Raw genomic sequence first — 12,077 nt, forward strand, 5'->3', positions numbered from 1 at the left:
ACCGCTTTATAGGACGATTCCGCCATCATGCCATTTTTCCTTCTGGTCTATGGCCGCTTGCCTCTAGTTTCTCAGTCCCATGTTCCTCGGTCTTGATTCTTCGACCCAGTCTCTCTCCGCCATCGTCATTGATCCCGCCAGCGGCCAGATCGTCCGCGAAGTCTCAGTGAACTTCGGCGCAGCCCTGCCTGCCTACAATTCCCCCAGCGGCTTCATCCCCGGCGGCAAGGATGGCGAGGTCCATGCCGATCCGCGGATGTGGCTCGATGCACTCGATCTCGCGCTCAAGCAGCTCGCCGATGGCTTCGACCTCTCCAAGATCGAGGCGATCGCCAGCTCCGGCCAGCAGCACGGCTCGGTCTACCTGGACGCCCGCTTCGAGCAGCGCCTGGCCGACCTCGATTCCGCGAAATCGCTCAAGGAGCAAGTTGCCCCGGCACTCACCCGCGCCACCGCGCCGATCTGGATGGACACCTCCACCGGCGCCGAATGCGCGGAGATCGCCGCTGCCGCAGGTGGCAATGCCGAGGTCTGCCGCATTTCCGGCTCGATCGCGATCGAGCGCTTCACCGGCCCGCAGATCCGCCGCTTCTACAAGCAGGACCCCACCGCCTACGAGCGCACCTCGGTGATCCACTTGGTCAGCTCCTTCATCGGCTCCGTCCTCGCGGGCAAGAATATCGAGATCGATCATGGCGATGGCGCGGGCATGAACCTGCTCAACCTGCACAGCCTCGATTGGGATGATACCCTGCTCGATGCCACGGCTCCCGGCCTGCGCGGCAAGCTGCCGCCCGCCGCTACCTCCACGACCATCGCTGGCTTTATCTCGCCCTACTTCGCGCAGAAGTACGGCTTCTCTAGTGATTGCCAAATCGTGCTCTCCACCGGTGACAATCCCTCCTCGCTGGTCGGCATGGGTGCCACCACGCCGGGCACCATGGTGATCTCGCTCGGCACCTCGGATACCTTCTTCGCCGCGATGGAGAAATCCGTGACCGATCCGCAGGGCTTCGGCCACGTCTTCGGCAATCCCGCCGGCGGCTTCATGTCGCTGATCTGCTTCCGCAACGGCTCGCTCGCCCGCGAAGCCTTGCGCGATGTACTCGGCCTCGACTGGTCGGCCTTCGACCGCAGCGGCCTGGCCGCCACCCCGGCTGGCAACGATGGCAACCTGATGCTGCCCTTCTTCGGCCCCGAGATCACCCCGCGCCGCGACTTCAGCGCCCCCATCCGCAAGGGCAGCACCGAGTTCGAAGCTGGCGGCAATCCGCCCGCCCAAGTCCGCGCGGTGCTGGAAGGACAGTTCCTCAACATGCGCCTGCACAGCCAGTGGATCGGCGAGAAGGCCAAGCTGATCCGCCTCACCGGCGGCGCCTCGCAGAACGACGGCATCGCCCAACTGGTCGCCAACATCTTCCAAGCCCCCGTCGAACGTTTCGCCATCGCGAATGGCGCCGGCCTCGGTGCCGCCCTCCGCGCCGCCCATGCGCTCGGCCACGACCTCACCGCCTTGCAGGCCAGCTTCTGCAAGCCGGCCGCCGGCTCCCGCCTGGAGCCGGATGCCTCCCTCGCGGGCACCTACGATCAGGCGTTGGCCGGCTACAAGGCCCTGCTTTCCGCATAGACGGGCGGCCCTTCCGCGCGGAGGATCGGGGCGTGAAGATGCCCGTCGTGATCGCCCTGTGCCTTGGCTTCGCCATCGCTGGATTCTTCGGTGGCCGCTTGTCCGGCAAGGACGGCGGCACCGCAACAGCCGGCGAAACCACTACCACCGGCGCGGGATCGACGAAGTCCTCGCGCCCGGATCCCGACGATCGTCCGGAGAAGACCGGCGCGGGCAAGTCCGACCGCCGCAGCATCTCCTCCAACTCCAACAGCACCCTCGCCGGGTCACTCGGTGAGTTTATCAAAAGCTGGTCTGATCAGAATATCGTCCTCGCGGATGGCGAGGAGCGCGAGGTGCTGGCCGCGGACCTAGGCCAGCTCTCCCGCCTGATGGCATCCATCGGCCGAGCGGATGCCGCCGATGTTGCGGAACTCAGGGAGTTGCTCAACCCCACCGACGAAACCTCCGAGGAGACGGACATGCTCAAGCACCTGATGCTCCTGCCGGTGCTCGGCCGCGAAGTTGAACTCCGCGGCAGCGCCGCCCTCGATGAGATGCTCGATAAGAACAAGGAGACGGAAGACGACATCTTCAGCGAGGCCATGCCACTTATGCTCTACACCTTGGCCAAGCAGAACCCAGCCGAGGCCGAGAAATGGCTGAAGACCTTCAAGGCCCGCTCCGACGCCGACGATTTCACCCTCGATGCCGACGAGCTGAAGGCGATCATCGAGAAGAGCAAGAAGGCCCCCTGAGCCTGCTCTCGTAGTGGAATGGCTGCGCCATTCCACTCCCTACCCCAACGCCGCCAGCATCTTCACCGCCTGCCACGCGGCGCGCACATCATGCACCCGCAGGATACCAGCGCCCCGCCTAACCGCCGCGGCAATACAGGCCACCGTCCCCGCATCGCGCTCCTTCGGCTCGGCAATCCCCAGGACCTCGCCAATCACTGTCTTCCGACTCACCGGAACTAACAGCGGCACCTCAAAACGCTGCAAGCGCTCCATCTCCCGAAACACCCGCAGATTGTCATCGCGCTGCTTCGCGAAATCGATTCCCGGATCCAGCACCAGCGCCTCCTTCGGGAGACCAGCCGCCGTGGCCATCGCGACCTTCTCCTCGAAGAAAGCCTCCATCGCCCCCATCACATCCCCCCACTGCTGGTGAAAGTGCGGCACCTTCGGCTCTCCCACCGAATGCATGATCAGGAGCGAGGCCCCGACCTCCGCACACAGCCGCGCATTACGCTCATCCGGCAGCCCGCCCATGTCGTTCAAGAACTCCACCCCGAGCGGCAGCACCTTCTCCACCACCTCCGGTCGCCAAGTATTCGCCGCCAGCACCGGCGGCCACACCTGTGCCTCATCGCGCGGCACTGCACCTGTTAGAGCCTCCGGCCAGGCCTCGAGGAATGCCCGGAAACGCCGGACCTCCTCCTCCACCGCAATCGCCGCCCGGTTTGTGCGCGCACTCTCCGCGCCGACATCGATGATGTCCGCGCCTTCCTCCGACTGACGCCGCGCCTGCTCCAGCGCGGCGCTGATATCCAGCGTCCCATCACCCGAGAAGGAATCGTCATTCACATTCACGATCCCCATCACCAGCGGGCGGCGGGGAAACAGGATCTCACGGCCCGGCAGGCACCATCTCACGCCGCATTCCAGCCCGGACCTCACGGAGTTCCAACCGGAAATTCACCGCCTTTCCCCCGCCGGTTCACGGGCAGATCATCTACCGCCCCCGGAATCGGCATCGCCATGAGAGTGAAGATGATCCTGCCCTCGCTCACCGAGGCGAAGAGCCCGCTCTTCCGCCCGATCAAGTATTCGCTCTTCCCGCCGCTGGGTCTCGCGACCCTCGCCGCCTACCTCGGCCCGGATGATGAGATCGACCTCCAGGACGAACACGTCGAGCACCTCCGCCTCGACGACGATCCCGAGCTGGTGGTGATCCAAGTCTACATCACCAATGCCTCGCGGGCCTACCGCTACGCCGACCACTACCGCGCCCGCGGTGCCCATGTCTGCCTCGGCGGCCTGCACGTGACCTCGCTGCCGGACGAAGCCGCCGCCCATGCGGACACCCTCTTCCTAGGCCCCGGCGAAGACACCTGGCCGGAATTCCTGAAGGACTTCAAGGCCGGCAAGGCCCGCCAACGCTACGTCGCCCCCGCCAAGCGCAGCATCCACGGCATCCCGCCGATCCGCCGCGACCTGATCAAACGCCACCTCTATCTGGTGCCGAACTCGATCGTGGTCTCCCGCGGCTGCCCGCACCGCTGCGACTTCTGCTACAAGGAGGCCTTCTTCGAGGGCGGCAATTCCTACTACGTCCAGAAGGTCGATGAGGCTCTCGCCGAGATCGAGCGCCTCCCCGGTCGCCATCTCTACTTCCTCGATGACCACCTCCTCGGCGACCCGCGCTTCGCCACCATGCTCTTCGAGGGCATGAAGGGCATGGGCCGCCTCTGGCAGAGCGCCGCCACGGTCAATTCCGTGCTCAAACCCAAGCTGTTGGAGAAAGCCGCCGACGCCGGCCTGCGCTCGCTCTTCGTCGGCTTCGAGAATCTCGACACCAATAACCTGCGCGATCACCAGAAAGTCCAGAACCTCGGCCGCGACTACGCCGCCTGCATCCGCCGCCTCCACGAGCAGGACGTGATGGTGAACGGATCTTTCGTCTTCGGCATGGATGCGGACGAACCGGACGTGTTCAGCAAGACCGTCGACTGGGCCGTCACCCACGGCATCGAGACCGCGACCTTCCACGTGATGACGCCCTACCCCTCCACCGGCCTCTTCCACCGGATCGAGCAGGAAAAGCGCCTGCTCCACCGCGATTGGGACCTCTACGACACCCGCCATGCGGTCTTCCGCCCGGCGCGGATGAGCACCACCCAACTGGAAGAAGGCTACCAGCGCGCCTACCGCGATTTCTACACATGGCGGAACCTTTTCGCCGGGGCCTCGGCGCACGAAAATTTGACCGGTAAACTCCGTCACTTCGCCTACGCCGCCGGCTGGAAAAAGTGCGAGCCCTTGTGGCATCTCTTGATACGCGGGCGACAGGTAGCCCGCGGCCTACCCTTTCTGGAAGCAGTGCTGGACGGTCTCGGGAAGGTCGGGGACACCCGCCGGGAGCATCTCCCGGAGCCCACACCAGCCACCACCGATGCCACACTTCACGCGGAAACATACACACCTTGACCTGATTCATCATAGCCCCTTGCCGGGTTTTCATTAGTGTGGTCGCCAATCATGAGCGTCACTTTTGGAGCAAGCACCTGGTTGTGGACTTCCCCTTTCACCTCGGAGCAAGGCGATTTGCTGCGCAGCATCGCCCGGCTCGGTTTCGATGCGGTCGAGCTGCCGATTGAAGACCCGGACCTCGTGGATCCGCAAAAAATCCGCCCGATCCTCGAGGAGACCGGCCTGACCCCCTACCTCTGCGGAGCCTTCGGCCCCGGCCGCGACCTGACGAATCCCGACTCCGCCGTCCGAGCGAATACCCGTGCCTACCTTTCCCGCCTCATGGACCTCGCCGAGGCCCTTGAGATCCCCTTCATCGCCGGCCCCATGTATGCCCAGGTCGGCAAGGCCCGCCAGCTCTCCCCGGACGACCGCAAGCGCGAGTGGGATCTGGCCGCCAGCGAATTGCGCACCGTCGCCACGGAGGCCGACAGCCGCGGCCTGAAGCTGGCGATCGAGGCCATCAACCGCTTCGAGAGTGACTTGGTCAACACCACCGCCGACACCCTGCGCCTGATCCGCTCGATCGGGCACCCGGCGGCAAAAGCCATGATCGACACCTTCCACATGACCATTGAGGAAGCCGACATTGGCGACGCGATCCGCCAGGCCGGCGACGATCTCATCCATGTCCAGGTCAGCGAAAACCACCGTGGCGTGACCGGCACCGGGCTCACCCCCTGGCAGGATTTCCACGACGCGCTCCGTGATATCAAATACTCCGGCGCCATCGTCATCGAGTCCTTCACTCCGGACAATCGCGACCTCGCCGGCGCGGTCTGCATCTGGAAGCGCTTCACCGCCACCCAGGATGAGTTCGCATCCCGTGGCCTTGCCTTCATGCGCGAACTCTTCGGCAGCCCCGCCAAATTGCCCGCCCTCGCCGCTTCCGCTTGATCGCGTCGGACCGATCGTCCTTATTTCATATCTTACATCCCGCCTCCCAGTCCTTTACCCATGAGTGATATCAACGTTGCCATCGTCGGCCTCGGTTTCGGTGCCGAGTTCATCCCCATCTATCAGCGCCTGAAGGGCGTGAACATGTATGCCATCTGCCAGCGCACCCAATCGAAGCTGGATGAAGTGGGCGACAAGTACGGGATCGCCAAACGCTACACTTCCTACGAGGACCTGCTCGCCGATCCGGATGTCCACGCGGTGCACATCAACTCGCCTATCCCCGACCACGGCCAGCAATCGATCAAGGCTCTGAAGGCTGGCAAGCACGTCGCCTGCACCGTGCCGATGGCCACCAGCCTCGACGAGTGCAAGCAGATCATCGACCTCTGCAAGGAGACCGGCCTGAAGTACATGATGATGGAGACCGTGGTCTACGCCCGCGAGTTCCTCTTCATGAAGGAGCTCTACGAGAAGGGCGAACTCGGCAAGGTCCAGTTCCTCCGCGCCACCCACCAGCAGGACATGGAAGGTTGGCCCGGTTACTGGCCCGGCCTGCCGCCGATGTACTACGCCACCCACTGCGTCGGCCCGATCCTCGGCCTCATGGGCAGCCAGGCGGAATACGTTTCCTGCTTCGGCTCCGGCACCATCGCTGAAGAAATGCATGCCTGCTACGGCTCGCCCTTCGCGATCGAGACCTGCCACATCAAGATGAAGGACAGCGATCTCTCCGCCCAGGTAGTCCGCTCGCTCTTCGATGTCGCCCGCCAGTACCGCGAATCCTTCGAAGTCTACGGCACCAAGAAGTCCGTCGAGTGGCCGCTGATCGAGCACGACCCGCTCGTCATCCACACTGCCAAGAAGCCCGAGCCGGAGATTCCGGAAGAAGTGCAGTGCCCCGACTTCGCCCACTACCTTCCGGAAGAAATCCAGCTCTTCACCAAGGGCGGCGTCTACGGCGGCGACAGCGGCGAGGACCACCTCTCCTTCACCCAAGGTGCCGGCCACGGCGGCAGCCACCCGCACCTGGTGTGGCAGTTCGTGAAGATGCTCCAGACCGGCCAGGACTCCTATCCGAACGCCGTCCAGAGCGCGAACATCACCTGCACCGGCATCCTCGCCCACGAATCCGCCCTCAAGGGCGGCGAGATCGTGCGCCTGCCGGAGTGGACCCTGTCCTGAGGCAATCGATTTCCGGGTTACACAGTTAGATCCGCATCAAAAGAAAGGCACTCCGCGAGGGGGTGCCTTTTCTTTTTCACCGGCTGCGCCCCTCCCCGCAACTCCCAGGCCATTCCTTTCACCCTCTTTCCATTTGTCGCACCGGTCCTCCTGTCTATCGTGGCTAGACCATGAGTGCACCGAACTACGACCGCCGATCCTTCGTGAAGCTGACCGCCGCCGCTGGAGCCGTCGCCGCAGCCGCCCCCTCCGTCATGGCGCAAGCCGGAGCCGCCGCTGACGCCGCCTTCTCGCTGCCGAAACTCCCCTACGCCTTCGACGCGCTCGAGCCCCACATCGACGCGAAGACCATGGAGATCCACCACGACAAGCACCATCAGGCCTACGTCGACAACCTCAACAAGGCCATCGCCGCGAACGCCGCACTCAAGGGCCAGACCCTCGAAGGCATCGTCGGCAACCTCGCGCTGATCAAGGACGAGGCCGCCCGCACCGCCCTCCGCAACAACGGCGGCGGCCACTGGAACCACAGCTTCTTCTGGGAAATCATGGCCCCCGCTGGCAAGGGCGGCGAAGCCAGCGCCGACCTCACCGCCGCGATCAAGGCCTCCTTCGAGTCGCTCGATGGCCTCAAGAAAGCCTTCAACGAAGCCGCCACCAAGCGCTTCGGTTCCGGCTGGGCCTGGCTCATCGTCCAGGACAAGAAGCTCAAAGTCGTCAGCACCCCGAACCAGGACAACCCGCTGATGAAGGAAATCATCCCCGACGCCGACTTCGGCAAGCCGATCCTCGGCCTCGATGTCTGGGAGCACGCCTACTACCTCCACTACCAGAACAAGCGCCCCGACTACATCGCCGCCTTCTGGAACCTCGTGAACTGGAAGGAAGTCGACAAGCGCTTCAAGGCCGCCACTGCCTGAGAAGCAAAATCTAGTCACGGGGACGCCCCTCCCACCTTCGGATAGGTCCTATATGTCCTATAGGACCTATTTCTTTTCCCGGTGAGTCCGCGTTTTCACCGTTCCGTGAACTTTTTTGTCCGTTTCCGCCCGTAGCCGGACAAACGATTCCATAACGATGTCCGGGCCCACCGATGCCGAACTCCTCTCCGACTGGCTGGATCGCCAGCGGGAGCCGGCCTTTCACGCCCTGGTGGACCGCTACGCCGGCCTCGTCCACATGGCCGCCCGCCGCACCACCGCCGGGGATGACTCCCTCGCCGCGGAGGCCTCACAGCTCGCCTTCATCACCCTCGCCCGCAAGGCCCGCTCCCTGACCGGGCGATCCTCCTTGGCCGGCTGGCTCCACGCCACCGCCGTCCTCCAGGCCCGCAACCTCCTCCGCCAGCGGGCCCGCGAGATCCGTAAACTTCAAATCCTGCGCACGCATATGGAACACGAATCGCAGGCCTCCCCTGCCGCGGACTGGCAGCGCGTCCAGCCGGTGCTGGATGAAGCCCTCGCCGCCCTCTCCACCAAGGATCGCGAGACCCTCCTGCTGCGTTTCTACCGCTCACTCAGCGTCCGCGAAATCGGGGCCGCCCTCGGCATCGCCACCGATGCCGCCCAGAAGCGCCTCGACCGCGCGACCGAGAAGCTCCGCGGCCAGCTTGCCCGCCGCGGCTGCCAGGTCGGCGGCTCCCTCGGCGTCGTCCTGCTCACCGGTTTCACCGCGGATGCCAAGGGCGCCGCGATCCCCTCCAGTTCCATGCTCGCCTCAAATGCCCTCACAGCAGCGGGCGCGGGCAGCACCGCCACTCTCACCACCATCGGAATCATTGCCATGACCAAGAAAGCCGCCATCACCGCCGGAGTCGTCGTTCTGCTCGCCGGAGCGGGCACCGCCGTATTCCTCAATCAAAACAAGGAACAAGCCGCCCCGAGCGGCCCCGCGGCCCCGACCAAGTCCGCCTCCACCCATCCCACCACCACCTCCGGCCTGGCTCCGACGGAATCCACCGCCAAGAGCGAGCGCCCCAAGGGCCGCGAAGCCGCCGATGACTCGGCGCTGGTCACAAAGTACGGCGAATCTCGTACCAACCTCTCCAAGCACGTCGCCACCCAGCTCATCGGCGTGCTCGAAGACGCCGTCGCCATGGGCGAACTCGCCATGTCCGACCAGAATGCAGCCATGTTCGGCGGCCGCCGCGGCGGCATGCGCGGTGCCATCGGCGGCGACCTCAGCGACAAGCTCGCCATGACCGACGAGCAGCAGGAGAAGGCCGGCGAGATCTTCAAGGAGTATCAAAAGCGCGAACTCGCCAAGACCAAGGAGTCCGTCGAGTCCATGAAGAAGGACCCCACCGCGCTCATGACCCTCATGCTCGCCAGCGACGCCCAGTCCAACGGCAAGATGACCGCCGACGAGTTCAAGGAAGTCCAGGCCTCCATCTCCGACGATCTCAAGGGCACCATCAATCCACTCGACCGCAAGAACTTCCAAGGCGGCCAGCCGATGAAGGACGCCACCTTCCGCAGCGAGATGGCAGCCATCCTCGAACCCGACCAGGCCGAAACCTTCAAGTCTGCCGCTGCCGAGCAGGAGGCCAAGAAGGCCGATGACCGCAGCATGAACAACCTGCCCTCCATGAAGCTGGAGGAAATGGACACCACCGTCAGCTCCGCCAAGAAAATGACCTCCGGCATGAAGAGCATGATGGAAGGCATGGGCGGCCTCGGCCCCTTGATGGAAATGGAAAAGAAAAAGCGCGAAGCCGAAGAAGCCGCCAAGGCCGCTGCCGAAGGCACCGCACCGGCAGTCCCCGCCACTCCCGCCGGGCAGTAAACCGCCCGATAGATTCACCTCCCTAACTCTCCCCGCCGCCCCCGGCTCCGTCTCCTCCCAGGCGGATTCCGGGGGCGGTTGTTTTATGACCCTAGTAGCAAGAGCCTCGGCAAGGACCGCAGCAGGAGCATGCGGTCCTCGGTTTCTTCAGGGCCAAAGGCCCGGCCTAACCGTGGACGCTCCGTTGAATCAAAAACGCCTCCCTTTTGGACCGATTAATCAAAACTCCCCCTTAAACGAGCACCGCGCCGTCGGCGTCTCGAAAATCACGATCTCCGCCAGCCCCGGCAGATCCGCTTCCAGCTTCCGCCAGAACCACGCCGCCATGCGCTCGATCGTCGGGCTCTCCAGCCCCGGAATGTCGTTCAGATACCCGTGGTCGAGCTGCTCCAGCAGCGGCCGCATCGCATCGGAGATCTTCTTGTGGTCGTAGATCCAGCCGATCGATTCATCCACCTCGCCCTCCACCGAGATCTCGATCTTGAAGCTGTGGCCGTGCATCTGCCGGCACTTGTGCCCCTCCGGCAGGCTCGGCAGGGTGTGGGCGGCTTCGAAGCGGAACTCTTTGGTCAGGCGGGCGCGCATTGTTGAAGGGTTCTAGCCGGGAATCCCGCGGGCAGCAATCGGGGAAGTGCCGGGCAATTCATACAGAGCCAGACACCGCAGAGGCTCAAAGGCCGCAGAGGGATCGCGGAGGAAAGGCAGGAATCCACTCCCTCTTTCTCAACTCTGCGATCCCTCTGCGACCTCCGCTCCTCTGCGGTGAATCGAAGCCAAGCTTCTGCGTGTTCCGTGTATTTCATGGTTTGATTTCCCCGTCGCGCAATTTGCCACCTCCGGCCCATCCCCACATTCCGGGTTGGACCACCCCTCCCCCAGCCGCCACAATCAGCCCCGATGCGCGAGTCAAACCCGGTGGTCCTCATTCCCAGCTACAACACCGGGGGAATCCTGCCAGGCACCGTCGCCGCCGCCCTCGCTCAAGGCCTGCCCGTCCGCGTCGTCATCGACGGCTCCACCGACGGCTCCCCGGACCTGCTCGATCCGCTCCTCACCAATCCCCTTCTCAAGCTCACCAAGCTCAGCCCGAATGCCGGCAAGGGCTCCGCCGTCCTCCAAGGCACCAAGAACGCCCTCGCCGAAGGCTTCACCCACGTCCTCTGCATGGATGCCGACGGCCAGCACCCGGCCGAGATGATCCCGCAGTACTTCGAGATCTCCCGCCGCCACCCCGAGGCCGCCGTCTTCGGCCGCCCGGTCTTCGATGCCTCCGCCCCCGCCCTCCGCGTCAATGGCCGCAAGGTCTCCAACTTCTGGGCCAACCTCGAAACCCTCGGCTGGGGCATTGATGACTCGCTCTTCGGCATGCGCCTCTACCCCGCCGCCGAGCTCGTGGAAGTCTTCGAAAGCACCGCCTTCGCCCGCCGCTTCGACTTCGATCCCGAGGTCGCCGTCCGCCTCGCCTGGCGCGGCGTGCCGATCGTGAACCTGCCCACCCCGGTGCGCTACCTCAGCCGCGAGGAAGGCGGCGTCTCGCAATTCCGCTATCTGCGTGATAACACTCTGCTCACCTGGATGCACACCCGCCTCTTTTTGGGCTTCCTCGCGCGCCTGCCATGGCTTGTGCTGCGCGGCGGAAATCCGCTGATTTCCCACAGCCCGCCGTCGTCCACCCCGTGACTGCCCAAATCGCCAAAAAACTCTCGGCACCCTTCCCCGGCATCTGGGCCCGCTCCTACGTGTCTTCGAAGGTGAAGACCGATCCGCTCTACGGCGCGGTCTATGAGGAACTCCGCGAGACCGGCCTGCCCCTCCTCGACCTCGGCTGCGGCATGGGTCTGCTCGCCTTCTACCTCCGCGAGAAGGGCCTCAACTTCCCGATCCACGGACTTGACTACGACGCCCGCAAGGTCGAGGCCGCCCGCCGCGTCACCGGCCTCCTCGGCCACCGCAGCCTCAGCTTCGATACCCACGACGCCCGCGGCGGCCTGCCCGAGCACGTCGGCAACGTCAGCATCCTCGATATCCTCCAGTTCTTCACCCCGCCCGAGCAGGAGACTCTCCTGAACCTCGCCGCGGATCGCGTCCTCCCCGGCGGCAAGCTGGTCATCCGCTCCGGCCTCCGCGACGACTCCTGGCGCTTCAAGGTCACCGTCGCCGGCGACCTCCTCGCAAAGGCCAGCTTCTGGATGAAGGCCGCCCCGACGCACTACCCCGCCGCCGCCGACTTCGAGCGCATCCTCTCCCCCCACGGCGAAGTCCGCATCGTCCCTCTCTGGGGCGGCACCCCTTTCAATAACCACCTCATCGTCCTCGAGGTCGGCTGAGGGGCACTGCCCCTCCCAAGGAGC

Annotated in this window: 11 protein-coding genes; 9 read left to right on the forward strand and 2 right to left on the reverse strand. The window is 64.6% G+C overall.

Annotated elements, in window-relative coordinates:
* Positions 1-79 precede the first annotated feature (79 nt).
* Both BV071_RS12480 and BV071_RS12485 read left to right on the forward strand, forming a co-directional pair.
* Positions 80-1,627, forward strand: a complete 1,548-nt coding sequence (locus tag BV071_RS12480; protein WP_035607276.1) for an FGGY family carbohydrate kinase — start codon at positions 80-82, stop codon at positions 1,625-1,627.
* Positions 1,628-1,659: 32 nt separating this feature from the next.
* Positions 1,660-2,364, forward strand: a complete 705-nt coding sequence (locus tag BV071_RS12485; RefSeq protein WP_035607278.1) for a hypothetical protein — start codon at positions 1,660-1,662, stop codon at positions 2,362-2,364.
* Between the two features lie 39 nt (positions 2,365-2,403).
* Here BV071_RS12485 and folP read toward each other — a convergent pair whose 3' ends face one another.
* Positions 2,404-3,288, reverse strand: coding sequence for a dihydropteroate synthase (gene folP, locus BV071_RS12490; protein ID WP_265594372.1), 885 nt, complete (start codon positions 3,286-3,288; stop codon positions 2,404-2,406).
* 81 nt (positions 3,289-3,369) lie between these two features.
* Here folP and BV071_RS12495 point away from each other — a divergent pair, with 81 nt between their 5' ends.
* The 5 genes from BV071_RS12495 (at position 3,370) to BV071_RS12515 (ending at position 9,726) form a co-directional block, all read left to right on the forward strand.
* Positions 3,370-4,818: a radical SAM protein gene (locus BV071_RS12495; protein WP_081885958.1), complete on the forward strand. Its 1,449-nt coding sequence runs from the start codon at positions 3,370-3,372 to the stop codon at positions 4,816-4,818.
* A gap of 51 nt (positions 4,819-4,869) precedes the next feature.
* Entirely contained in the window at positions 4,870-5,757 is an 888-nt protein-coding gene (locus BV071_RS12500; RefSeq protein ID WP_052573258.1) for a sugar phosphate isomerase/epimerase family protein, read from the forward strand.
* A 60-nt stretch (positions 5,758-5,817) separates the two neighbouring features.
* Positions 5,818-6,942 (forward strand): Gfo/Idh/MocA family oxidoreductase, encoded by a 1,125-nt coding sequence (locus BV071_RS12505; protein WP_035607284.1) that lies wholly within the window; start codon positions 5,818-5,820, stop codon positions 6,940-6,942.
* Positions 6,943-7,196: 254 nt separating this feature from the next.
* Positions 7,197-7,862 carry a superoxide dismutase gene (locus BV071_RS12510; RefSeq protein WP_035607652.1) on the forward strand — a complete coding sequence of 222 codons (666 nt, stop codon included), beginning with the start codon at positions 7,197-7,199 and terminating at the stop codon, positions 7,860-7,862.
* A gap of 157 nt (positions 7,863-8,019) precedes the next feature.
* The gene (locus BV071_RS12515) at positions 8,020-9,726 is read left to right on the forward strand and encodes an RNA polymerase sigma factor (protein ID WP_035607287.1); all 1,707 of its coding nucleotides are present in this window, start codon (positions 8,020-8,022) and stop codon (positions 9,724-9,726) included.
* A 219-nt stretch (positions 9,727-9,945) separates the two neighbouring features.
* Here BV071_RS12515 and queD read toward each other — a convergent pair whose 3' ends face one another.
* A complete protein-coding gene (gene queD, locus BV071_RS12520; RefSeq protein ID WP_035607290.1) occupies positions 9,946-10,311 on the reverse strand; it encodes a 6-carboxytetrahydropterin synthase QueD in 366 nt (121 codons plus the stop codon).
* A gap of 312 nt (positions 10,312-10,623) precedes the next feature.
* Here queD and BV071_RS12525 point away from each other — a divergent pair, with 312 nt between their 5' ends.
* Positions 10,624-11,406 (forward strand): glycosyltransferase family 2 protein, encoded by a 783-nt coding sequence (locus BV071_RS12525; RefSeq protein ID WP_035607293.1) that lies wholly within the window; start codon positions 10,624-10,626, stop codon positions 11,404-11,406.
* Entirely contained in the window at positions 11,403-12,053 is a 651-nt protein-coding gene (locus BV071_RS12530) for a class I SAM-dependent methyltransferase (RefSeq protein ID WP_052573260.1), read from the forward strand. Before BV071_RS12525 ends, BV071_RS12530 begins: the two co-directional genes overlap by 4 nt.
* The last annotated feature ends 24 nt before the right edge of the window (positions 12,054-12,077 follow it).

The organism is Haloferula sp. BvORR071, from assembly GCF_000739615.1.
Taxonomy (GTDB): domain Bacteria; phylum Verrucomicrobiota; class Verrucomicrobiia; order Verrucomicrobiales; family Akkermansiaceae; genus Haloferula.